This is a genomic window from Pseudomonas sp. B40(2017), from assembly GCF_002112855.1.
Lineage (GTDB): Bacteria > Pseudomonadota > Gammaproteobacteria > Pseudomonadales > Pseudomonadaceae > Aquipseudomonas > Aquipseudomonas pharyngis.
Map to the genome: position 1 here is coordinate 420,989 of NZ_NEIT01000005.1, position 23,544 is coordinate 444,532.

General features: G+C 62.0%; 20 protein-coding genes. 7 read left to right on the forward strand and 13 right to left on the reverse strand.

Annotated features, from left to right (window positions below; genetic code table 11):
- Position 1: 1 nt before the first annotated feature.
- Complete coding sequence (locus tag CAF76_RS16035; RefSeq protein WP_085647781.1) at positions 2-694, forward strand: extensin family protein; 693 nt, start codon at positions 2-4, stop codon at positions 692-694.
- 4 nt (positions 695-698) lie between these two features.
- Here the strand turns inward: CAF76_RS16035 and CAF76_RS16040 are convergent, their stop codons facing one another.
- Positions 699-1,313 (reverse strand): energy transducer TonB, encoded by a 615-nt coding sequence (locus CAF76_RS16040; RefSeq protein ID WP_085612274.1) that lies wholly within the window; start codon positions 1,311-1,313, stop codon positions 699-701.
- A 93-nt stretch (positions 1,314-1,406) separates the two neighbouring features.
- Between CAF76_RS16040 and CAF76_RS16045 the strand changes: the two genes are divergently transcribed.
- Positions 1,407-2,189 carry a class I SAM-dependent methyltransferase gene (locus CAF76_RS16045; RefSeq protein ID WP_064593732.1) on the forward strand — a complete coding sequence of 261 codons (783 nt, stop codon included), beginning with the start codon at positions 1,407-1,409 and terminating at the stop codon, positions 2,187-2,189.
- 46 nt (positions 2,190-2,235) lie between these two features.
- Here CAF76_RS16045 and CAF76_RS16050 read toward each other — a convergent pair whose 3' ends face one another.
- The gene (locus CAF76_RS16050; RefSeq protein WP_085647782.1) at positions 2,236-2,871 is read right to left on the reverse strand and encodes a TetR/AcrR family transcriptional regulator; all 636 of its coding nucleotides are present in this window, start codon (positions 2,869-2,871) and stop codon (positions 2,236-2,238) included.
- A 94-nt stretch (positions 2,872-2,965) separates the two neighbouring features.
- Between CAF76_RS16050 and CAF76_RS16055 the strand changes: the two genes are divergently transcribed.
- Both CAF76_RS16055 and CAF76_RS16060 read left to right on the forward strand, forming a co-directional pair.
- Positions 2,966-4,066 (forward strand): efflux RND transporter periplasmic adaptor subunit, encoded by a 1,101-nt coding sequence (locus CAF76_RS16055; RefSeq protein ID WP_064593735.1) that lies wholly within the window; start codon positions 2,966-2,968, stop codon positions 4,064-4,066.
- A gap of 6 nt (positions 4,067-4,072) precedes the next feature.
- Positions 4,073-7,141, forward strand: coding sequence for an efflux RND transporter permease subunit (locus CAF76_RS16060; protein WP_085647783.1), 3,069 nt, complete (start codon positions 4,073-4,075; stop codon positions 7,139-7,141).
- A 778-nt stretch (positions 7,142-7,919) separates the two neighbouring features.
- Here CAF76_RS16060 and CAF76_RS16065 read toward each other — a convergent pair.
- The 3 genes from CAF76_RS16065 to plsB are packed head-to-tail and all read right to left on the reverse strand — an operon-like array spanning position 7,920 to position 11,590.
- Complete coding sequence (locus CAF76_RS16065; RefSeq protein ID WP_011332665.1) at positions 7,920-8,609, reverse strand: DUF4197 domain-containing protein; 690 nt, start codon at positions 8,607-8,609, stop codon at positions 7,920-7,922.
- 26 nt (positions 8,610-8,635) lie between these two features.
- Positions 8,636-9,034: a YbaY family lipoprotein gene (locus tag CAF76_RS16070; protein WP_085647784.1), complete on the reverse strand. Its 399-nt coding sequence runs from the start codon at positions 9,032-9,034 to the stop codon at positions 8,636-8,638.
- 51 nt (positions 9,035-9,085) lie between these two features.
- Complete coding sequence (gene plsB, locus CAF76_RS16075; RefSeq protein WP_085647785.1) at positions 9,086-11,590, reverse strand: glycerol-3-phosphate 1-O-acyltransferase PlsB; 2,505 nt, start codon at positions 11,588-11,590, stop codon at positions 9,086-9,088.
- A 237-nt stretch (positions 11,591-11,827) separates the two neighbouring features.
- Between plsB and CAF76_RS16080 the strand changes: the two genes are divergently transcribed.
- Positions 11,828-12,037: a cold shock domain-containing protein gene (locus tag CAF76_RS16080; protein ID WP_007954750.1), complete on the forward strand. Its 210-nt coding sequence runs from the start codon at positions 11,828-11,830 to the stop codon at positions 12,035-12,037.
- A gap of 153 nt (positions 12,038-12,190) precedes the next feature.
- Here the strand turns inward: CAF76_RS16080 and CAF76_RS16085 are convergent, their stop codons facing one another.
- The 4 genes from CAF76_RS16085 to CAF76_RS16100 form a co-directional block, all read right to left on the reverse strand.
- The gene (locus CAF76_RS16085; protein ID WP_085647786.1) at positions 12,191-12,568 is read right to left on the reverse strand and encodes a hypothetical protein; all 378 of its coding nucleotides are present in this window, start codon (positions 12,566-12,568) and stop codon (positions 12,191-12,193) included.
- 75 nt (positions 12,569-12,643) lie between these two features.
- Positions 12,644-13,453, reverse strand: coding sequence for a putative RNA methyltransferase (locus tag CAF76_RS16090; RefSeq protein ID WP_085647787.1), 810 nt, complete (start codon positions 13,451-13,453; stop codon positions 12,644-12,646).
- Positions 13,453-14,604, reverse strand: a complete 1,152-nt coding sequence (gene dapE, locus CAF76_RS16095) for a succinyl-diaminopimelate desuccinylase (protein WP_085647788.1) — start codon at positions 14,602-14,604, stop codon at positions 13,453-13,455. The genes CAF76_RS16090 and dapE overlap by 1 nt, the downstream gene beginning before the upstream one ends.
- A 212-nt stretch (positions 14,605-14,816) precedes the next feature.
- Positions 14,817-17,408: a glycosyltransferase gene (locus CAF76_RS16100; RefSeq protein WP_085612282.1), complete on the reverse strand. Its 2,592-nt coding sequence runs from the start codon at positions 17,406-17,408 to the stop codon at positions 14,817-14,819.
- Positions 17,409-17,682: 274 nt separating this feature from the next.
- On the opposite strand from CAF76_RS16100, the gene tcdA reads away from it, so the two are divergent.
- Positions 17,683-18,501 carry a tRNA cyclic N6-threonylcarbamoyladenosine(37) synthase TcdA gene (gene tcdA / locus CAF76_RS16105; protein ID WP_085647789.1) on the forward strand — a complete coding sequence of 273 codons (819 nt, stop codon included), beginning with the start codon at positions 17,683-17,685 and terminating at the stop codon, positions 18,499-18,501.
- A 25-nt stretch (positions 18,502-18,526) separates the two neighbouring features.
- On the opposite strand, the gene CAF76_RS16110 is transcribed toward tcdA, so the two are convergent.
- The 4 genes from CAF76_RS16110 to CAF76_RS16125 all read right to left on the reverse strand — a co-directional run bounded on the left by CAF76_RS16110 (position 18,527) and on the right by CAF76_RS16125 (position 21,710).
- Positions 18,527-18,931 carry a SufE family protein gene (locus CAF76_RS16110; protein WP_064593760.1) on the reverse strand — a complete coding sequence of 135 codons (405 nt, stop codon included), beginning with the start codon at positions 18,929-18,931 and terminating at the stop codon, positions 18,527-18,529.
- Complete coding sequence (locus tag CAF76_RS16115) at positions 18,928-20,133, reverse strand: aminotransferase class V-fold PLP-dependent enzyme (protein ID WP_064593763.1); 1,206 nt, start codon at positions 20,131-20,133, stop codon at positions 18,928-18,930. The genes CAF76_RS16110 and CAF76_RS16115 overlap by 4 nt, the downstream gene beginning before the upstream one ends.
- Before the next feature lie 148 nt (positions 20,134-20,281).
- Positions 20,282-21,316, reverse strand: coding sequence for a 2,3,4,5-tetrahydropyridine-2,6-dicarboxylate N-succinyltransferase (gene dapD, locus CAF76_RS16120; protein WP_007954762.1), 1,035 nt, complete (start codon positions 21,314-21,316; stop codon positions 20,282-20,284).
- A gap of 31 nt (positions 21,317-21,347) precedes the next feature.
- Positions 21,348-21,710 (reverse strand): ArsC family reductase, encoded by a 363-nt coding sequence (locus tag CAF76_RS16125; RefSeq protein ID WP_003222107.1) that lies wholly within the window; start codon positions 21,708-21,710, stop codon positions 21,348-21,350.
- Positions 21,711-21,891: 181 nt separating this feature from the next.
- On the opposite strand from CAF76_RS16125, the gene CAF76_RS16130 reads away from it, so the two are divergent.
- Positions 21,892-23,523 (forward strand): Na+/H+ antiporter, encoded by a 1,632-nt coding sequence (locus CAF76_RS16130; RefSeq protein WP_085647790.1) that lies wholly within the window; start codon positions 21,892-21,894, stop codon positions 23,521-23,523.
- Positions 23,524-23,544: the final 21 nt, after the last annotated feature.

The window sequence follows — 23,544 nt, forward strand, 5'->3', positions numbered from 1 at the left end:
CATGGGGCGCTGGCTGGTGTTGGCAGGGCTGCTGATCATTGGTGGCGGGCTGATCGGCGTCTGGCGCGGCTGGCTCGATGTGCCGCCGCGGTGGAACCCGTGGGCGCCGCTGGACGTGCAGGCGACGCCCAACTGGCTCACGGGTTACAAGTTGATGCGCCTGCGCAGCGATCCGGCCCTGTGCGCACAGGCGCTGGGCAGCTCTGGCCTGCGGGTTTCGCCACAGGCCGACAGTCCGGATGCCAAATGCCCGCTGATCGGCGCTTTGCGCGTGCAGGGCGGCGGTGTGGGGCTCAGCAGCAGCTTTCTCGCCAGTTGCCCGTTGGCCGTGGCGTTCGCGATGTTCGAGCGCCACACGCTGCAACCGGCGGCGCAGCAGGCCTACGGTCAGTCGGTGGCGCGGGTCGATCACCTCGGCAGCTTCGCCTGCCGCAACGTCTACAACCGCGATAGCGGCGCGCTCAGCCGCCACGCCAGCGCCGATGCCCTGGACATCGCCGGCTTCCGTCTGGCGGATGGTCGCGCGATCAGCGTGCTCAAGGACTGGCCGAAGCAAAACCGGGACGCACAGTTTCTACGTCAGGTGCGCGATGGCGCCTGCGAGGTGTTCAGTGTGGTGTTGAGTCCGGATTACAACGCCGCCCATCGCAATCACTTTCATGTCGATGTCGGGCGCTGGAGCGTGTGTCGCTGAGGGATCAGGCGGCGATGCGCAAATTCTGCTGAACGATCGGGCGCACCCAGCCGTTATCGAAGTCCAGGGCTTTCTGCTGCTCGACGATGGCTTCCGGCGGGAATGGCGGGTACGGCTGCAGCAGATCCAGGTCGAACTCGGCAATCGGCAGGTACAGCGGTTTTTTCTGCGGGGCAGGGCCTGGCTCCGGAATCGGCTGGCCGTTGTTGATCACGACCGGACGAACCCAGCTGCTGTCGAAATCCTGCTGCTTTTGCTGAGTCTTGATTTCTTCTGGCGGGAACGGAGGGTACGGCTCGGCCAGTGTCATGTCGATTTCGGCGATCGGCAGGAACAGCGGCTCCGGCGGACGCACCTCGGTTTCAACCACATCGCATTCGCGCTGGCTGACGATGTGCGCGTGCAGTTCGCTGCCGACGGTCGGTTCTTCAGGGCTTTCCAGGTCAACCGGTGGGAACGTGCCACAGGCCGGCACCACATCACTCGATTGCTCGGCCAGTGCCTGGGCAAAAAAATCCTGCCACAGGTGGCTGACGCCGCCCAATGCTTGAGTGTTATGACGGCTGAAATCGCCTGTGGGCGAAATGTAGCCAATCGATGTGGGAAGAATGCCTGACATTTTTTTCGGTTGACGCTCAGCTCTGGCAAAATACGCGTTGATTGGGTTATCGGCGGATTTTGCCGATCCTTAACTTTTTTGAGCGTGTTTTCCATGATTGAGCAACCCGCGGCCTGCCGCATCCATGTCGAGGCCCTCGGCCCGACGTTCGAAGCGCAGGCCGAGCAGTGGGCGCAGCGCCTGAACCTGCCGTTGCAGGTGGCTGACGGCGAGTTTGCCCTGCAGGTCGGCGAGCAGGGTTTGCAGCTGCAACAGCTGGGGCCGGATGCGCCGGGGCCGGTGCGGGTGGACTTTGTCGAGGGTGGCGCGGCCCATCGCCGGTTGTACGGCGGTGGCAGCGGGCAGATGATCGCCAAGGCGGTCGGCATCGCCCAAGGCGTGCGTCCACGGGTGCTGGATGCCACGGCAGGGCTGGGCAAGGATGCGTTCGTGCTGGCCAGTCTCGGTTGCGAGATGAGCCTGATTGAGCGCCAGCCATTGATCGGCGCGTTGCTGGAGGATGGTCTGGCCCGCGCTGCGGAAGACTTCGAGGTGGCGCCGATCGTGGCGCGGATGAAGCTGCTCAAGGGCAACTCCATCGACGTGATGCGCAATTGGGAGGGCGAGCCGCCGCAGGTGATCTACCTCGACCCGATGTTCCCGCACCGTGAGAAAACCGCGCTGGTGAAAAAGGAAATGCGTCTGTTCCGCCCGTTGGTGGGCGATGATCCGGATGCCCCGGCGTTGCTGGAAGCGGCGCTGGCATTGGCCACGCACCGGGTGGTGGTCAAGCGACCGCGCAAGGCGCCGTGCATCGAAGGGCCGAAACCGAGCCATGCGCTGGATGGCAAATCCAGCCGCTATGACATCTACCCGAAGAAAGCGCTCAAGGCCTGAGCCGTCGCATAAGGAAAATCCCACGCATGGCGTGGGATTTTTGTTTTCAGGGTCGAAAGGCCCGCATGAACAGCCCGACCACTTCCTGCGCATGACTTTCCGCCGCCTCGCCGGTCAGCGGCTCACCGCAGCCGTACAACAGGCGGAAATTCCCGGCGCCCTTGATCAGGCAAAAGAAGTGTTCGGCGGCGTTGTGCGGGTTGTCGATGCTCAGCACGCCGGTTTCGTGGATCCGCCGCAGCAAACGTTCCATGCCCTGCACCATGCGCTGAGGGCCGGCCTCGAAGAAGATCAGCGACAGCTTCGGATCCTGGCTACCCAGCGCCATGATCAGACGATGCAGGTTCACCGATTCATCGCTGTTGATCAGGTGGTGAAAGCCTCGCGCAATGTTCAGCAACACATTTTCCACCGCGATGCCGTCCGGCAATTCGAAGAACAGCGGCGGCAATTGCTCCTCGCATTTGGCCACCACGGCGGCAGAGAACAGCGTCTCCTTGTCGTTGAAATGGCTGTAGACCGTCAGCTTCGACACCCCGGCCTCGGCGGCCACCGCGTCCATGCTGGTGTTGGCATAGCCATGACTCAGGAACAGGATTTTCGCCGCCTCGAGGATCGCCTGGCGCTTGGCCGGATCCTTCGGTCGGCCCGGGCCGTTTGGAGTGGAAAGATTGTTCGACATTCTTCGCTTTTAATACTGGACTGGTGAGTTTGCTATTAATAACATACCGGCCAGTATAATTATTCCAAGCCTCCTTAGCGAAAGGTCCTTCACCATGTTCCGCCATGCGTTGTCCTTTGCGGTGCCAGTCAGTCTGGCTTTTTTATTGTCGGCATGTGGCAAGGAGGAGGTGACGCAAGTCAGCGTGCGACCGGCCATGGTGGTGCAGCCAGAGCCTTCGGCGCAGGCGATGGAAAGTTATCCGGGTGAGGTTCGCGCCCGCTACGAACCCGATCTGGCGTTCCGCATCGGCGGCAAAGTCAGCCGACGACTGGTCGAGGAAGGCCAGCGCGTGAAGGCCGATCAGCCACTCGCCGAGCTCGATCCGCAGGATGTACGCCTGCAACTGGAAGCCACCCGAGCCCAGGTCGCGGCGGCCGAAGCCAACCTGAACCTGGTGCGTGCCGAGCGTGACCGCTACAAGACCCTGATGGAACGGCAGATGGTCAGCCGCTCGGCCTACGACAATGCCGAAAATCTCTATCGCTCCGGCGAAGCCCGCCTGAAACAGATCAAAGCCGAATTCAACGTCTCGACCAATCAGGCCAGTTACGCCGTGCTGCGCGCGCCCCAGGATGGCGTGGTGGCCAAGCGTTCGGTGGAGGTCGGGCAGGTGGTCGCCGCCGGGCAGACCGTTTTCACTCTCGCCACTGACGGCGAACGGGAAGTGCTGATCAGCCTGCCGGAGCAGAGCTTCGGCCGCTTCAAGGTCGGCCAGCCGGTCTCGGTGGAGTTGTGGACGCAACAGAACCAGCGCTTCGCCGGGCAGATCCGCGAGTTGTCGCCGGCGGCCGATCCGAAATCCCGCACCTTCGCCGCACGCATTTCATTCACCGCCGGCAAGGTCCCGGCAGAACTGGGCCAGAGCGCCCGGGTCTTCGTGCAGACCGCCGATGTCATCCCGCTGTCGGTGCCGCTCTCGGCACTGACTGCCGAAAACGGCGCGACCTACGTCTGGGTCGTCAGCGCCAACAACACCCTGAAAAAGACCCCGGTGCGCGTCGGCCCGTTCGGTGAGAAAACCGTGCCGGTGCTCGAAGGCCTGAACGCCAGCGACTGGGTGGTCGCCGCTGGCGTTCACGTATTGCTGGAAGGGCAGCAGGTGCGTCCGGTGGATCGCTCCAACCGCGTGGTCAATCTGGCGGACAAGGAGTAATCCCCGATGGGTTTCAATCTTTCCGCCTGGGCGCTGCGCAATCGCCAGATCGTACTGTTCCTGATGCTTTTGCTGGCGATTGTTGGTGCCTTGTCCTACACCAAGCTCGGCCAGAGCGAAGACCCGCCGTTCACCTTCAAGGCGATGGTCATCCAGACCCGCTGGCCCGGCGCAACGGCTCAGGAAGTCTCGCGCCAGGTTACCGAACGCATCGAAAAGAAACTGATGGAAACCGGCGAGTACGAGCGGATTGTTTCGTTCTCGCGCCCCGGTGAATCCCAGGTCACGTTCATTGCCCGCGACTCGATGCATTCGGTGGAGATTCCGGATCTCTGGTATCAGGTGCGCAAGAAAGTCAGCGACATTCGCCAGACCCTGCCGCCGGGCATTCAGGGGCCGTTTTTCAACGATGAGTTCGGCACCACCTTCGGCAATATCTATGCGCTGACCGGCGACGGTTTCGACTACGCGGTGCTCAAGGATTACGCCGACCGCATCCAGATCCAGCTGCAACGGGTCAAGGACGTGGGCAAGGTCGATCTGCTCGGTTTGCAGGACGAGAAGGTCTGGGTCGAATTGTCCAACGTCAAACTCGCCACCCTCGGTTTGCCGCTGGCAGCCGTGCAGCAGGCGCTGGAGGAACAGAACGCGGTGTCCACCGCAGGGTTTTTCGAAACCGGCAGCGAGCGTTTGCAGCTGCGGGTGTCGGGGAATTTTCAGACAGTCGACGAGATCAAGAACTTCCCGATCCGGGTCGGGGATCGTACGTTCCGCATCTCCGATGTCGCTGACGTGCGGCGCGGTTTCAACGATCCTCCGGCACCGCGCATGCGCTTCATGGGCGAAGACGCCATCGGTCTTGCGGTAGCGATGAAGGACGGCGGCGACATTCTGGTGCTGGGCAAGGCCTTGGAAATCGAATTCGCCCGCATCCAGAAAAACCTCCCGGCCGGCATGCAATTGCGCAAGGTCTCCGATCAGCCCGCAGCTGTGAAAACCGGCGTCGGCGAGTTCGTCCAGGTGCTGGTCGAAGCGCTGGCCATCGTGTTGCTGGTGAGCTTCTTTTCCCTCGGCGTGCGCACCGGCATGGTGGTGGCGCTGACCATTCCGTTGGTGCTGGCGATGACGTTCGCCTGCATGTATTACCTCGGCATCGGCCTGCACAAGATTTCCCTCGGTGCGCTGGTACTGGCGCTGGGTTTGCTGGTGGACGACGCGATCATCGCCGTAGAAATGATGGCGATCAAAATGGAGCAGGGTTTCGACCGGATCAAGGCTGCCAGTTATGCCTGGACCAGCACCGCGTTCCCGATGCTCACCGGTACGTTGATCACCGCCGCCGGTTTCCTGCCAATTGCCACGGCGCAATCCGGCACCGGCGAATACACCCGCTCGATCTTCCAGGTGGTGACCATCGCCTTGCTCGCATCCTGGGTAGCGGCGGTGGTGTTCGTGCCGTATCTGGGGGAAAAACTCCTGCCGGATCTGGCGAAAATTCATGCGGCCAAACACGGTGCGGCTGACGGCCAAACCGATCCCTATGGCACGCCGTTCTACCAACGGGTGCGGCGTCTGGTGGAGTGGTGCGTACGTCGGCGCAAAACCGTGATCGTGCTCACCGTGCTGCTATTTGTTGCGTCGCTGGCGTTGTTCCGGTTCGTGCCGCAGCAGTTCTTCCCGGCTTCCGGGCGACTGGAGCTGATGGTCGATCTGAAGCTTGCCGAAGGCGCCTCGCTGGCCAATACCACGGCCGAAGTCAAACGGCTGGAAGCGATGCTCAAGGATCACGCCGGCATCGACAACTATGTCGCTTACGTCGGCACCGGTTCGCCACGTTTCTACCTGCCGCTGGATCAACAACTGCCGGCGGCGAGCTTCGCCCAGTTTGTCGTTCTGGCGAAAACCATCGAGGAGCGCGAAGCGCTGCGCACCTGGCTGATCGACACGTTGAACGAGCAGTTCCCGGCCTTGCGCTCGCGGGTCACGCGCCTGGAAAACGGCCCGCCGGTCGGTTATCCGGTGCAATTCCGTGTCACCGGCGAGCACATCGAGGAAGTCCGTGCTTTGGCGCGCAAGGTGGCGGCCAAGGTGCGCGAGAACCCGCATGTGGTGAATGTGCATCTGGACTGGGAAGAGCCGAGCAAGGTCGTGTACCTGAACATTGATCAGGATCGCGCCCGGGCACTGGGTGTGAGCACGGCGAATCTGGCGAAATTCCTCCAGAGTTCGCTGACCGGCTCCAGCGTCAGCCAGTATCGCGAGGACAACGAACTGATCGAAATCCTCCTGCGCGGCACCGTGCACGAGCGCACCGAACTGTCGTTGCTGCCGAGTCTGGCGGTGCCGACCGACAACGGTCGCAGCGTCGCGCTGTCGCAGATTGCCACGCTGGAATATGGCTTCGAGGAAGGCATCATCTGGCACCGCAATCGTCTGCCGAACGTGACCGTGCGGGCGGACATCTACGGCAAGGAGCAACCGGCAACGCTGGTGAAGCAGATCATGCCGACGCTTGATCCGATCCGCGCCGAATTGCCGGACGGCTATCTGCTGGATGTCGGCGGTACTGTGGAGGATTCGGAGCGTGGGCAGAAGTCGGTGAACGCCGGGGTGCCGATGTTCATTGTCGTGGTGCTGACGTTGCTGATGGTGCAATTGCGCAGTTTTTCGCGCACGGCGATGGTGTTTCTGACGGCGCCTTTGGGGTTGATCGGGGTGACGCTGTTTCTGCTGGTGTTCCGTCAGCCGTTCGGGTTTGTGGCGATGCTCGGGACGATCGCGCTGTCGGGGATGATCATGCGTAACTCGGTGATTCTGGTGGATCAGATCGAGCAGGACATCGCCGCCGGGCTCAAGCCGTGGCAGGCGATTATCGAGGCGACCGTGCGGCGGTTCCGGCCGATTGTGTTGACGGCGCTGGCGGCGGTGCTGGCGATGATTCCGCTTTCTCGCAGTGTGTTTTTTGGGCCGATGGCGGTGGCGATCATGGGGGGGTTGATTGTTGCTACGGCGTTGACGCTTTTGTTTTTGCCGGCGTTGTATGCGGCTTGGTTCAGGGTTCGCAAGGAGTCTTGATTTGGTTTGGTGAGCTTGGCGGCCTTCGGGCCGACCAGACTCTTGGGGTTTTGGGTGAATATCCGTTTCTGCGGGTGTTGCGACTGGCGGTTTCGCCCTTACGGCGAGTCCCTTTTGCAAACGCCCAAAAGGAACCAAAACGCTGGGCCCCGGCGTTCGGCCCCTCGCTGGGGCTCGGGGTTCCTTCGTTCCGGGATTCATCCGGGGGCATCGCCTCCGGTTTGCTTCGCTGCACCTCCTCTCGATGCATGCGGCTTCGCCGCACGGTCGCTGCGCTCCCACCCCCGGATAAATCCCTCCACTCAGCCGGCCGAAGGGGCCGGCACGTCAAGAGCGGTACTCGAGCTAACGCTCATTGTGTTGAGTGGTTAAGGGCAGGGTGGTTTTGGTGGTGGCTTGGGGTTTGTGTCGGAGTCGTTCCCCACTGGAAAGCTGTCTACCTGGCCTCTCCTGAAAGAGGGAGAGGTGTGGGTTTGGGGCGCCGGTTTGGGAGCTTTCAAAACTTGAGCTCGACTCGGTGTCTCACGTCGGCGTAGCTCTCCCAAACTCCTCGGTCAGTCCCCTCTCCCTCCGGGAGAGGGCTAGGGTGAGGGGGCTTCTTGAGTCGTTCAAAAAATGCTCCGGAGCACCGGAAAGCTCTCAAGTGTTTTCTTCGATTTGCGATCCCGAGCGCGATCTCAAATTAAGCTTTGGATTCAGGACGCTACACAAAACTGACGCGCATGAAAAAGCCCGCTGAACCTGTAAATATCAGCGGGCTTTTCATTGCACGAGAGAGTTAAAGCGTACCAAACACCTTCTTCGCCAGACTCGTCGCCGCAGCGGCCGGGTTCTTGCGGATGGTTTCTTCCTGTTTGCCGATCATTTCGAACAGGCCGTTGAGCGCTTGTTCGGTCACGTAGCTTTCGATGTTGGCGCTCTTCGCATCCACTACGCCGAAGGTTGCGGCCTGGCCGGCGAAGGCGTTGTATTTCTGGGCTACGCCGACTTTGTCGGTCGCCTGTTTGACGATCGGCAGGAACTTGGTGCGGATCTGTTCGCGGCTGGATTTGTCCAGGTATTGAGTAGCGGAGTCGTTGCCGCCGCTGAGGATGCCTTTGGCGTCTTCCACGCTCATTTTCTTCACGGCGTCGACGAGGATCGGCTGGGCCTGGGTGACGGCGGTTTCCGCGGCCTTGTTCATGGCGGTTTCCAGTTCTTCAACTTGAGCGCCCATGCCGAAGGCTTTCATCTTGCCGGCGACTTTCCCGAGTTTGCCCGGCAGTTCGATCTTCACGTCCGGGTTGTTGCTGAAACCGCCCGGGGTGCCGAGTTGTTTGACGGCCAGTTGCGCGCCCTGGGTCAGGGCATCCTTGAGGCCACCGGTGGCGTCGCCTTGCGACAGGTCGCTGAGGGACAGGGCCAGTGCGTTGGCGGAGATCATCAGGCCCGCGCACAGGCCGGCGAAGCGAAGGGTAGGACGGAGCATGAGAGCTTCCTTGTTTGAAAAGGGCGTTAACGGGCCGAGTCGACGCGGATCTTCAGTGGCTGTGGATCCTTGCCATCAAGCTGCACGGCATGGTTTTCGGTGGTGATGAACATCAGCTCGCCGTTGACTTCAATGCGCGCGCTGACCGAGTAGCGATGGCCGGGTTTGACCTGGGCCGGATCGTAGCTCAAGTGGAACGGCAGCGGCACCTGGCCTTTGACCGGGCCTTTCTGTTCGTCGAGTACCACGGCCGGAGCGTCGGCCAGCGAAACGTCCTGCAGGCTTACGCTCAAGGTCGCACTGGGTGGCAGGGCGATGCGTTGCAGGTAGAACACTTCGCCCTCGAGGCTGACCTTGCCGGCCGGAGAGGTCGACTGGCAGGCGCTGAGCAGCGTGGCGGCGGCAAGAAGGGAAAGTTTTTTCATCGGAGATCTCCGTATCGACGGCGCCAGAAGAAGCTTGGCGCCTGTAGGAATTTAGTCGCTTTGCACAGGGGCGGCGGGCTGATCGGCCGCATCTTCACTGCGGTGCAGTGCCACCTGACGGATCGACAAGCGAATCTCCGCCGGCAACACCCGTTTGGCCGCGCCTTCGGCCAGTTCGCCGAGCAGTTCGTGGTAGCTCAACTTGCCGGCTTCGTCGCGGCGCAGCACGTCGAGGTCGAGCATTGTCTGGATGAAGTGGCGGAACAGGCTCTTGTCGAAGAACTCCGGTGCGTTCAGGCCGTGCAGAATCGACAGGCGCTGGGCCATGACCGTGCACAGGTCTTCCAGCTCTTCGGCGCTGATGCTGTTCTGGCCGCTGTTGAGCAGCAGGGAAACGGTCATGTAGAAGCGTTGCAAGGTTTGGGCGATGCTCTTCGACAGCAGGGTCAGCAGCACGAAATGCCGCGAGCTCGGTGCGGGGCGCAGGTACACGTCTTTTTCGAAACGCAGCAGGCCCTGTTCGACGAACGCTTCCAGCCACTGATCGATCACCGCGTCCAGTTCGTCCAGGGTCCAGCGGATGAACAGCTCCGATTGCAGATACGGATACAGCGCGCGGGTGTAGCGCAGGATCTGTTCGCGGCTCATGCGCGAGGTGCTCTGGAAGAAGCTCGCCAGCAGCGCCGGCAGGGCGAAGATGTGCAGCACGTTGTTGCGGTAGTACGTCATCAGGACGGCGTTCTGCTCGTCCAGATAAAGGATCTTGCCCAGCGCATCGTTCTGCTCGGACAGCAGATCCATGTCCTTCACGTGCTCGATCAGCGCGCGGCCATCGCCTTCCGGCAAGGTGGTGTGCGGTGAGTATGGCACCTTGCGCAGCAGCGCCAGATACAGATCCAGCACCCGCGCCATGGCCCGATCATCCAGCGCCAGGCGGGTGGTCGACAGCAGCGCCAGCGCCACCAGGTTGACCGGGTTGATCGCCGCCGCTTCGTTCAGGTGCTGCGCGACTTTTTCGCCGAGGCGATTGGTGGTTTCGTTGAGCCACGCCGGCTTGTACTGCGGGCCGAGTTCCTGCTGGCGCCAGTCGGGCTGTTCTCTGTCGAGGAATTCCGCCAGTTTGATCGGCTCGCCAAAGTTCACCGCCACTTGGCCGAAGCGCTGCTTTAGCGCGCCGATGACTTTGAAGATGTCGAAGATCGATTCTTTCTTCTTGCTCGCGCCACGCAGCTCGCCGAGGTAGGTGCGGCCTTCGAGCACGCGCTCGTAACCGATGTACACCGGCACGAATACGATCGGCATCCGCGACGAACGCAGGAAGCTGCGCAGGGTGATCGCTAGCATCCCGGTTTTCGGTTGCAGCATGCGGCCTGTACGCGAGCGACCGCCCTCGACGAAGTACTCGACCGGGAAACCTTTGGTGAACAGGGTGTGCAGGTATTCGTTGAACACCGAGGTGTACAGCGGATTGCCCTTGAACGTGCGGCGCATGAAAAACGCCCCGCCACGGCGCAGCAGGCTGCCGATCACCGGCATGTTGAGGTTGATTCCGGCGGCGATGTGCGGCGGGGTCAGGCCATTGCGGAACAGCAAGTACGACAGCAGCAGATAGTCGATGTGGCTGCGGTGGCACGGCACGTAGATCACTTCGTGACCCTGGGCGACTTTCTGCACGCCTTCGATGTGGTTGACCTTGATCCCGTCGTAGATCTTGTTCCAGAACCAGCTCAGCACCACTTCCAGAAAACGGATCGCGGTGTAGGTGTAGTCCGAGGCGATCTCGTTGCCATAGCGCAGGGCCTGGGCCTTGGCTTTTTCCGGGGAGATGTTTTCGCGCTCGGCTTCGTCGAGGATCGCTTGCTTGACCAGCGGCTGGTTGAGCAGGCCTTTGACCAGGTTGCGGCGGTGGGAAATGTCCGGGCCGATCACTGCAGCCTTGAGGTTGCGGAAGTGCACCCGCAGGATCCGCTGGGCCATGCGCACCGTGCGCTCGTGGCCCTTGTTGTGTTCGATCAGTTCGCGCAGGTGGATCGGTGCGGAGAATTGCACGCGGGTCTTGCGCCCCAGAATCATGATGCTCAGCAGGCGACGCAGACGCCCGGTGACGGCCCAGCTGTCGGCGAACAGCAGTTTCCACGGGCTGTTTTCGCTGTCCGGCGACTGGCCCCAGAACACGCTGACCGGAATGATCTGCGCGTCTTCGGCAGCGTTCTGGCTGAGGGCGCTGACCAGTCGGGTCAGGGTCGGCGGTGCACCGCGCTTGTCCTGGCGACCGAGCCAGTCCGGGTCCGGCGTCAGGTAGAAAAACGCCGCCGGTTCGATCAGCGAACCCACGGACACCGGCAGCACCGGGCGCGGCAGGCCGGCCTTGGTGCACTCGGTGTCGACCACCGCCAGATCAGTCAGCGATGGATTTTGCAGGACGTAGAACACCGGACGACTGCGGTCGAGGTTGAGGGTGAACGACGACTGGTTGATCGTCTCGGAGCGAACCCAGAGATACAACAGTCGGCGCAAGGTGCCAAACACAAGACGACGGAACGGGGAACGGGTCATACGGCTTCTGCGTGAGTGGATAAACCGAGCGTTTGCTCGGGCGGTCGACAGTTTGCCGGATTCACGGAAAATCGGCAAAAAAGCGGCGAAGTAATCTCCTGTTGAGAGTTTCACCGCCTGTCATATACTCGGCGATCTGTCGCCGGGGCCCTTTTATGGACGTCGGACGCAGGCTGACGTTCCTCAAAGGCTTTCCTGCGAAAAGCCTGTTCAATAATAAAAAAGGAGTATGAACAGATGGCAACACGTGAAACCGGCAACGTGAAGTGGTTCAACGACGCCAAGGGCTACGGCTTCATTCAGCGCGAAGACGGGGTTGATGTGTTCGTGCACTACCGCGCGATCCGTGGCGAAGGCCACCGTTCGCTGACCGAGGGTCAGCAGGTTGAATACGCGGTGGTGGAAGGGCAGAAGGGGTTGCAGGCTGAAGACGTTGTAGGCCTGTAACGCAAATCTTCAGAACACCGAAAATCATTGTGGGAGCGAGCCTGCTCCGGGCGGCGTTCCGACGATTGCGGTGTATCAGTCAGCCTTGATATCGACTGACAATACGCAATCGCGAGCAGGCTCGCTCCCACATTGTCATTGTGTTGCTGGTTTTTAAGCGGTTTTCCAGGTGATCTCTTCTTCGCCATCGGTGCTGATCCGGATCCAGCGATCCGCCGTCTCTTCACCTTCTTCCTCGACCCACGTCCCCGGCGCACAGCGCACTTCGACGTTCAGCGCGGCAAAGGCTGCCCGGGCGCAGGCGATGTCGTCGTCCCAAGGGGTCGCATCGCTTTCCAGGTACAGGCTGTTCCACCTGCCCACGGCCTTCGGCAGCCAGGTCACCGGGATGTTGCCGGCCTTGCACTTGTACGTCTGACCTTTCTGTACCCAGTCGCTGCACGGGCCGAGGGCGGCGCCCAGCCAGGCGGAAATGGCCTTGTGGTCGACGTCGGCGTCTTTCAGGTAAATCTCGATGTCCGGTTGGCGCATGGATATCCTCACTGCGGGTCTGAAAAATCCATTCGCGGATTTAGCCGGCCCCGGGTCGTTGCCCGGGACCAAAAGTTATTGAAGAACGAAATAATCGTAGCGCATCGAGACCGTGGTCACGAACGGCTCGGGCTGTTCGATCACCGCCGCGCGGCGCTCGGCACTGGCGCGCCAGCCGTGGGGCGTCATCGCCAGCAGGTTGGCGCGATCCTCGGGCTTGTCCAGCGTCAGTTTGAATTCCAGGGTTTCACTGTGCGCCAGCGCCATGCCTTGCGGCACCAGGGCCAGGTGCTTGTCGTCGGTGTATTCGCGCACTTCGTCGTACAGGCGTTCGCGCAGTTCCATCAGATGGCCGCTGGTCGGGCCGACTTTCATCAGGCCGCCGCCGACGCTGAGCAGCCGCTTGGCCTCTTCCCAGTCCAGTGGACTGAAAACGCTGGCCAGAAACTGGCAGCTGCCGGAGGCCAGTGGCACCCGGGCCATGCTGGCGATCAACCAGGTCAGCGCCGGATTGCGTTTGCAGGCGCGTTTGACCGCTTCCTTCGAGATGTCCAGCGCGTAACCGTCGGCGTCGGGCAAAGCCTCGGCGATCTGCGCGGTGTAGTAACCCTCGCCACAACCGATATCGACCCAGCGCGCCGGCGCATAACTCGCCGCCAGCTCCGCCAGACGCTTGGCCACCGGCGCGTAATGCCCGGCGTTCAGAAAGTCGCGGCGGGCCTCGACCATCGCCTGATTGTCACCGGGATCGCGGCTGTTCTTGTGCTGCACCGGTAGCAGGTTGAGGTAACCCTGGCGCGCACGGTCAAAGCGGTGGCCGGCGGGGCAGACCACGCCGTTGTCCACCGCATTCAGCGGTTCACTGCAGATCGGGCACGCGAGCATCAGACGAGCAACTTGATCAGGGTCTGGTAGTAGATCTCGGTCAGCACGTCGAGATCGGCCGCCAGCACGCGCTCGTTGACCTGGTGGATGGTTGCGTTGACCGGGCCCAGCTCAACAACCTGCGTACCCATGGTCGCGATGAAACGACCGTCGGAGGTGCCGCCGCTGGTGGACGCCTTGGTCTCGCGGCCAGTGATGTCCTTGATGCTCGACGACACCGCGTCGAGCAGCGCACCCGGCTCGGTGAGGAACGGCAGACCGGACAGCGCCCAGTCGATGTGCCAGTCCAGGCCGTGCTTGTCGAGGATGTCGGCGACGCGTTTCTGCAGCCCTTCAACGGTCGACTCGGTGGAGAAGCGGAAGTTGAACACCGCCACCAGATCGCCCGGAATCACGTTGGTCGCGCCGGTGCCGGAGTTGACGTTGGAAATCTGGAAACTGGTCGGCGGGAAGAAGTCGTTGCCGTGATCCCAATGCTCGGCGGCCAGCTCGGCCAGAGCCGGGGCAGCGAGGTGGATCGGGTTCTTCGCCAGGTGCGGATAGGCGACGTGGCCCTGGACACCGCGCACGGTCAGTTTGGCGCCGAGGGAGCCGCGACGACCGTTCTTCACCACGTCGCCCACCAGCGTGGTGCTCGACGGTTCGCCGACGATGCACCAGTCCAGACGCTCGTTACGGGCTGCCAGGCGCTCGACCACAGCCTTGGTGCCGTGATGCGCCGGGCCTTCTTCGTCGCTGGTGATCAGGAATGCAACCTTGCCCTTGTGATCCGGGTAGTCGGCGACAAAACGCTCGGCTGCCACAGTCATCGAGGCCAGGCTGCCTTTCATGTCCGCCGCGCCACGGCCGCAGAGCATGCCGTGCTCGTCGATCACCGCGTTGAACGGGTCGATCTGCCAGGCCGTCACCGGGCCGGTCGGCACCACGTCAGTGTGGCCGGCGAAGCACAGCACCGGGCCGTCGTCTTTGCCGTGCGTCGCCCAGAAGTTATCCACATCTTCGATGCGCATCGGTTCCAGCTGGAAACCGGCATCGCCCAGGCGCTGCATCATCTGCTTCTGGCAATCGGCGTCGACCGGCGTCACGGACGGACGGCGGATCAGGTCGATGGCGAGTTGGAGGGTCGGCGAAAGGTCGGCGTGGGCCGTCATGGAAAACTCCGGATGCTGTAAATGTGGGAGCGAGCCTGCTCGCGATGATGATGTCCTGTTCAACATAAGTGCTGAATGTGACGGACTCATCGCGAGCAGGCTCGCTCCCACAGGTCTAGGGGCAGGCCATCGGGGCCTCGGCCCTGCAAAATGGCGGTTATCTTAAAGCAAAACGGCGACCATTGGCCGCCGTTTAGTGCATCGGGAAGGATTTAGACCACCGGTGCCGGTTCAGGCGCCGCCGCAGGTTTTGGCAGCGACGACAGGAACGCCATGATCAGCGCCGCCACGTACGGCAGCGACTGCACCAGCAACATGGCCACCCAGAAGCGCATGTCGTTGCTCGGAATGCCCTGCACCAGGAAGATCCCCAGCGCCGCGCCCCACAACAGCAGCATGATGAACAGCTCTTCCCGGGCTTCGGAAATCGCCACCCAGAAGCCATGGTTGTCGGCGTTTTTCGGGGTGCGGAAGAACGGAATGCTGCTGGTGAAGAAGCCGTACAGCACCGCTTTGGCGATGGTGTGCGACAACGCCAGACCGGCCAGTGCCGCGCAGAATGCATCCTTGAGGTTCACGCCCACGGCGCGACGGTAGAGGAAGATGATCTTGCCGACCTTGAACACGAACAGCGCCAGCGGCGGGATCGCGAAGATCAGCAGCGGTGGGTCGACCCGTTGCGGCACGATGATCATCGCCGCCGACCACAACAGCGCGCCGACGGTGAAGAAGATGTTCATGCCGTCCGCCACCCACGGCAACCAGCCCGCGAGGAAGTGGTAACGCTGGCCGCGCGTCAGCTCGGTGTCCTTGCCGCGCAGCAGGCTGCGGGTGTGACGCTTGATGATCTGGATCGCACCGTAGGCCCAGCGGAAACGCTGTTTCTTGAAGTCGATGAAGGTGTCCGGCATCAGACCCTTGCCGTAACTGTCGTGGTAATACGCCGCCGACAGGCCTTTCTCGAATACCCGCAGACCGAGCTCGGCGTCTTCACAGATGCACCAGTCGGCCCAGCCCAGTTCTTCCAGAACCGAACGACGGGTCATGGTCATGGTGCCGTGCTGGATGATCGCGTCGCGGTCGTTGCGGGTGACCATGCCGATGTGGAAGAAGCCTTTGTATTCGGCGTAGCAGAGCTTCTTGAAGGTGCTTTCGTTCTGGTCGCGGTAATCCTGCGGCGACTGCACCACGGCGATTTTCGGGTCGGCGAAGTGCGGCACCATGTGCTTGAGCCAGTTCGGGTGCACGCAGTAGTCGGAGTCGATCACCGCGATCACCTCGGCGTCCTTGGCGGTGTGCGGGATCAGGTAATTCAGAGCGCCGCCCTTGAAACCGGCCAGAGGCGAGACGTGGAAGAACTTGAAGCGCGGGCCGAGCGTTTCGCAGTAGTCGCGCACCGGTTCCCAGACCGCCGGGTCCTTGGTGTTGTTGTCGATGATCAGGACTTCGAAGTCCGGATAGTCGAGGTTGGCCAGGGCGTTGAGGGTCTGTTTGACCATCTCCGGCGGCTCGTTGTAGCAGGGCACGTGGATCGAAACTTTCGGGCGGTAATCAGAATCGCCGACCACCGGCAGGAATTCACGCCGGCGTTTGTGAATCCACACCGCCTCGGCCAGTTCGTGGGCCTCGGTCAGCAACACGATGAACACCCCGAGCGCACCGAGCGCCAGCAGGAAGCCCACCGTCAGGCTGAACCACGTGCTGTATTGCTGGCTGTAGTCGTAGCCGATCCACACCAGCACCGAACCGCAGAGGAACGCGATAAAGGTCAGGAAGGTACGACCGCGCTGACGCAGGGCCGAGCCGTCGATCATCAGCAAAGTCAGCGACAACAGCGCCAGCACCACCGAACCGATGGCCAGCACGCGCCATTGCGGGATCGCCACCACCGGACCTTCGAAGTTGAATTTCTGCTGGCGTGCGGCGTTGAACACGCCCCAGTAAGCGCCGACCGAACCTTCGTCGCTGGCCTTCCACGGCTGGTCAAACGCTTCGATCACGAAGTAGTTGAAGCCCTGGCGGTTGAGTTTGTTGACCAGCGTGCGCAGGTAGATCGCCTGATCCGCCGGCGACGCATCGGCGCCACCGCGCATGCGGCCGTTGCTCGGCCAGCCCACTTCGGACAGCAGCAGCGGCTTTTTCGGGAACATCTTTTTCAGGTCGCGGGCGCGGTCGAAAACGAACTGCCCGGCCTTGTCCACCGGAATGAATTCCCAGTAGGGCAGAACGTGGGCGGCAATCAGGTCGACGTGTTTGGCCAGTTGCGGGTATTTCTCCCAGATATGCCATTGTTCGGAGGTGGTGACCGGTACCTTCACCGCTGCACGGACACGATCCAGCAGGACGATCAGGGCCTCAGGCGTGATTTCCTCCCGGAACAGTGCTTCGTTACCGACCACCACGCGAACCACACTGCGCGAAGAGTTGGCCAACTCGATAGCTTTAGCGATCTCCCGCTCGTTGCGCTCCTGGTCGGGGCTGATCCAGATCCCCAGGGTCACGCGCAGGCCGAATTCTTCTGCCAGTTTCGGGATGTCCTGCAGGGAGCCGTCGACCGAGTAGATGCGGATGTTGTCCGTCAGCTTGCTCATGATCTCCAGGTCGCGGCGCATTTCATCGTCGGACGGATACTGATCCTTCTGTGGGAACTGTCCCTGCTGGAACGGTGAATAGGAGAAACCGGAGATCTGCTCCGGCCAGTTCGGCGCGGAGACGGGGCGGTTGATCAGCGCCCAGAAACCGGTGAACAGGGCGGCGATTGCCAGAACCACCACCAGGTTGAGTCCAAATTTACGCGATGACATAGCTGTGTCGGGTTCCAAAGGCTGTGGAACGAAGGGTCGGCTGATTGACGCCAAGAGGGCGCGCATCCTACACCGGCAGTTCGCTGAGTCCTACAAGAGACAGGGAAATGCCGGACGTTGGGCAATCCAACCTGACTTAAGTTCTTTCGTTTCAGGGTGTAAGACAAATCTTTGTTACGTACAGCTTCAATTAAAGCAGGCGCGTTCGCCGTTCATAGCGCAAAGATGCTCTTGGCCGCCGACGGCCCTATAATGCGCGCCGGTTTTCAGGGTAATGGTCATGAGTACAGAAGATCCGCGGTTTGCAGGCATCGCCCGTTTGTATGGCATCGAGGGCCTTGAGCGCCTGCGTGCAGCCCATGTGGCGATTGTCGGCGTTGGCGGCGTCGGTTCCTGGGCGGCGGAAGCCATGGCCCGTTGCGGGGTGGGCGAGATTTCGCTGTTCGACCTCGACGACGTCTGCGTCAGCAACGCCAACCGCCAGTTGCACGCGCTCGACAGCACCGTCGGCAAACCCAAGGTCGAGGTGATGGCCGAGCGTCTGCGCGGGATCAACCCGGACTGCAAGGTGCACGCCGTGGCGGACTTCGTCACCCGCGACACCATGGCCGAATACATCACGCCGAACATCGACTGCGTGATCGACTGCATTGATGCGGTCAACGCCAAGGCTGCGCTGATCGCCTGGTGCAAGCGCCGCAAGATCCAGATCATCACCACCGGCGGCGCCGGCGGGCAGATCGATCCAACGTTGATTCAGGTCTGCGACCTCAACCGCACCTTCAACGACCCGCTGGCCTCGAAAGTGCGCTCGACGCTGCGTCGTGACTACGGCTTCTCGCGCACAGTGACCCGCCATTACAGCGTGCCGTGCGTGTTCTCCACCGAACAGCTGCGCTATCCGAAACCGGACGGCAGCATTTGCCTGCAGAAGAGTTTTGTCGGCGACGGCGTGAAGCTGGACTGCGCTGGCGGATTTGGTGCGGTGATGATGGTGACGGCGACGTTCGGCATGGTCGCGGCGACCAAGGCTGTGGACAAGATTGTGGCGGGCGTTCGGCGCCCGGCGGATCGGGTCAAGTCTCAGGCCTGAAGCATAGGGCTGCCCAGCAGCCCTTTTACTGCGCCAGCTCGTTCATCCGCTGCAGCACGGCATTCAAGCCATTGCTGCGCGAAGGCGACAACTGCCGCGACAGTCCCAACTGATTGAACCAGTCCGGCAGATCCACCTGCTGCAACTCGCCCGCGGTCAAGCCGTTGACCCGTAACAGCAACAACGCCACCAACCCGCGAATCATCCGCGCATCGCTGCCTGCTGCGAATTGCCAGTGACCGTCGCGCAACTCTCCAACCAGCCACACCTGGCTTTCACAGCCGTGCACGCGGTTGGCCTCGCATTTGTCCGCATCGCTCAGCGACGGCAGACGATCACCGAACTGCATCAACAGCCGCGCCCGTTGTTCCCAGCCAGCGGCGTTCTGAAACGTTTGCAGCGCGTCGGCGGCCTCGACCGGCAGGCTCATCGCAACAACTCCAGCGCCTGATCCAGCGCTTCAAAGAACCTCTCCAGATCCTCGGAATCGTTGTACAGCGCCAGCGACACGCGAATCGCCCCGGCCAGTTCGAAACGCTTGAGCAGCGGCATCGCGCAGTGGTGCCCGGCACGCACGGCGATGCCCTGTTCGGTCAGCAAGTGCGCCAGATCGGCGTTGTGCACGCCTTCGACGACAAAACTGGCCAACGCCAGTTGCGGCTTGCCCAGCAGACGAATGCCATTGCGGGCGGCGAGACCGCGTAACAGGTAATCGTGCAGCGCGGCTTCGTGGGCGGACACGGCGTCCTGATCCAGACCGGCCAGATAATCGAGGGTCGCGCCGAGGCCGATCACGCTGGCAATCGGCGGCGTTCCCGCTTCGAAGCCCAGTGGCGCCGGGCGGAAACGCGCATCGTGATAATTGGCTTCCAGCACCATTTCGCCACCGAACTGCCACGGGCGCAGTTGTTCGAGCGCTGCGTTGCGCCCGAACAGCACGCCAAGGCCATCGGGGCCGTACAGCTTGTGGCTGGAAAACACGTAAAAGTCGCAACCCAGCGCCTGCACGTCATGCCGGCCGTGGACCACGCCTTGAGCGCCATCGACCACGGTCAGCGCGTTGTGCGCCTTGGCCATCGCCAGCAACGCCGGCAACGGTTGCCAGGCGCCCAGTACGTTGGACAACTGGCTGACCGCCAGCAAGCGAGTGCGCGGACCGATCAGGTGAACGGCAGCAGCGAGGTCGATGACCCCGTCATCGTCCAGCGGCAGGATCACCAGTTTCAGGTCGCGACGTTGTGCCAGTTGCTGCCACGGCAGCAGATTGGCGTGATGCTCCAGGGCGCTGATGACAATTTCATCGCCTGGAAGGAAAAGATGTTCCAGGCCGTAAGCCAGGAGATTCAGCGCGCTGGTGGCGCCGTGGGTGAAGATGATCCGCCCGCTGTCACCGGCATTCAGCCACTGGGCGACCTTCAGGCGGCTGTCCTCGAACGCCTGCGTGGCGTGGGCGCCGGGCAGATGCTGGGCACGATGCACGTTGGCCGCGCCATTGGCGTAGTAATGCGCCAGCGCGTCGAGCAGGGCCTGGGGTTTTTGCGTGGTGGCGGCGTTGTCCAGATAGGTCTGGTCTTGCCGTTGCAGGGCGGCGATGGCCGGGAAATCGGCGCGCCAGGGGGAGGGAATCATCATCTGTTCAGCCCTGTGAACTTGGGCGGGTGTACACCGAACCTTGTGGGAGCGGGCTTGCCCGCGAATGCGTCGTGTCAGTCAAAATGAAGGGTGACTGAAACACCGTCTTCGCGAGCAAGCCCGCTCCCACAGGAGGTCACAGCGGCGCTTAGTTGTGAGCGTGCAGCGCTTCGTTCAGTTCGATCGCCGATTTGTGGGTTTTGCATTCCACGGCACCGGTTTCCGAATTGCGACGGAACAGCAGATCGGTCTGACCGGCCAGTTCACGGGCCTTGACCACTTTGACCAGGTTGTTGTGCTCGTCCAGCAGCGCGACCTTGGTGCCGGCGGTCACGTACAGGCCCGACTCGACGGTGTTGCGGTCGCCCAGGGGGATACCGATACCGGCGTTGGCGCCGATCAGGCAGCCTTCGCCGACCTTGATCACGATGTTGCCGCCGCCCGACAGGGTGCCCATGGTCGAGCAGCCGCCACCCAGGTCCGAACCCTTGCCGACGAAGACGCCAGCGGAGACGCGGCCTTCGATCATGCCCGGGCCTTCGGTGCCGGCGTTGAAGTTGATGAAACCTTCATGCATCACGGTGGTGCCTTCGCCCACGTAGGCGCCCAGACGCAGACGTGCGGCGTCAGCGATACGCACGCCGGCCGGTACCACGTAGTCGGTCATTTTCGGGAACTTGTCCACCGAGAACACTTCCAGCAGCTCGCCGCGCAGACGGGCTTCGAGTTGCAGCTCGGCCAGTTCGCTCAGGTCGATCGCGCCCTGGCTGGTCCAGGCCACGTTCGGCAGCAGCGGGAAGATCCCGGCCAGGCTCACGCCGTGCGGCTTGACCAGGCGATGGGACAGCAGGTGCAGCTTGAGGTAAGCCTCAGGAGTCGAAGTCAGTTGCGCGTCTTCGGCCAGCAGGGTCGCGACCAGCGGCTTGTGGCTTTCGGCCAGGCGGGTCAGCAGCTTGCCTTGTACCGCGTCGATGCCTTTCACGGCTTCAGCCAGTTGCGCAGCCTGTGCGGTGGTGAAGGTGATGGCCTGGTTGCCTTCGGTGTAGCCGAGGATCGGTGCAACTGCGGCAACCAGTTCGGCCGAAGGGTTCAACAGCGGCTGGGCGTAGAACACTTCCAGCCACGCGCCTTGACGGTTCTGGGTGCCGACGCCGAAGGCAATACTGAACAGGGAGTTGGACATGTGAATACCTCTACAAAAAGTGACGGGCTGCTTACTTGAGCGCGGCCGCGTAGATGTCTGGCTTGAAGCCAATCAGGGTTCGGTCACCGAGATCGAGCACCGGGCGCTTGATCATCGAGGGTTGAGCGAGCATCAGTTCGATGGCTTTCGACTGGTCGAGATCGGCTTTGCGTTCGTCGTCGAGTTTGCGAAAGGTCGTGCCTGCGCGGTTCAACACCGTTTGCCAGCCATGCTCGTCGCACCATTGGGTCAGGTGCTCGCGGTCAATGCCGGCGGTCTTGTAATCGTGGAAGTCATAGCTGACAGCGTGTTCATCGAGCCAGGTGCGCGCCTTTTTCATGGTGTCGCAGGCTTTGATGCCGAAAAGGTGCAACGTTTTGCTTGAAACGGTCAAGGAATTGCCCCCTTTACAGGTGCTGGAAAAAAATGGTGTCGGATTATGCCATGACCAGACGGTTTCGCGGCGCCGAGGTTGCTTTTGCTGAGGGGGCTGCGACATAGGTGCAACGGCCACGCACAGCCTAAGCGGCTAATATGGCAGTTCAACGCTGTCGATTGTCCGGGATTTCCGCTTTATGCAAACCGCTTATACCGTCCTGATTCTGCTGATGCTGGTCAGTGTCTCGCGCCTGATTGGACGGGTGATTCCGCTGCCGCTGCCACTGGTGCAGATCGCCGCCGGTGCCTTGCTGGCCTGGCCGACCCTCGGCCTGCACGTGGCCCTTGATCCGGAACTGTTCCTCTTTCTGTTCCTGCCACCGCTGCTGTTTTCCGATGGCTGGCGCATGCCCAAGCGTGAATTGTGGCGCCTGCGCGGGCCGGTGCTGACACTGGCGGTCGGGTTGGTGCTGTTTACCGTGGTCGGTGCCGGTTACTTCATTCATTGGCTGCTGCCGACGATTCCCTTGCCGGTGGCCTTTGCGCTGGCGGCGGTGCTGTCGCCAACGGATGCCGTGGCCGTCTCGGCCATTTCGCAGAACCGCTTGCCCACACCGTTGATGCACATGCTGCAAGGCGAGGCGCTGATGAATGACGCTTCGGGCCTGGTGACGTTCAAGTTCGCCCTGGCCGCGGCGGTCACCGGTGCGTTTTCCCTGGCCAACGCCAGCCTGACCTTCGTACTGGTCGCGGTCGGCGGGCTGGCAGTGGGGGTGGCGCTGAGCTGGCTGGTCGGCCGGTTGCGCGCCTGGATGATCGCCCGGGGCTGGGACGATCCGGCGACCCACGTGGTGTTCATGTTGCTGCTGCCATTCGCCGCTTACGTGCTGGCCGAACGGCTCGGCGCGTCGGGCATTCTTTCGGCAGTGGCGGCGGGGATGATGCAGAGCTGGCTCGATCTGCTGCCGCGCCAGACCAGCACCCGGTTGCTCAATCGCAGCGTGTGGTCGTTGCTGGAGTTTGCCTTCAACGGTTTGATTTTTCTGCTGCTCGGCCTGCAGCTACCGGACATCATTAAAGCGGTGGTCAGCCACGAGACGTCGTTGTGGCCGACCCTGTTCTATCGCTGTCTCGATGTGGTGGCGATCTTTCTGGCGCTGGTGCTGTTGCGTTTTATCTGGGTGCAGAGCATCTGGCGTCTTTCGGTGCTGTTGCGTCGCCTGCGTGGGAAGGGGGATCTGACGCAGGTGCCGACCGCCCGTTCCTGCTGGTTGCTGACCGTTGGCGGTGTGCGCGGTGCGGTGACCCTGGCGGGTGTGATGTCGGTGCCGATGCTGATGGGCAGCGAGGTGTTTCCCGAGCGGGACCTGCTGATTTTCATCGCCGCCGGGGTGATTCTGTTGTCGCTGGTGGCGGCGTGTATTGCGCTGCCATTGCTGTTGCGTGGTATCGAAAAAAGCCCGGACGACAAGCGTCGTCAGGAAGTCCGTGACGCCTGGCGAAAGACCGCGGAAGCAGCGATTCATGCGCTGGAGACCGAAGAGGTCAACCCGCAGGATGCCGCGCAAGCCGCGCTGGCGGCGGAACTCAAGGCGCGGATCATGTCCGAGTACCGCCATCAGCTGGAGGTGTTCAACGATTCCGCCGAAGCCCAGGCATTGGCGTTCCAGATGGATCTGCTTGAACGCCGCTTGCGCCTCAAGGCATTGCGGGCGCAGCGCCTTGAGTTGTACAGCCTCAGTCGTCAGCATCAGATTGGTGATGACGTTTTACGGGAAGTGTTGGGAGAACTGGATTTGAGTGAGGCCAATCTGGGGCAGGTCAAATAATCCAGGAGGCCCGGTCCACCG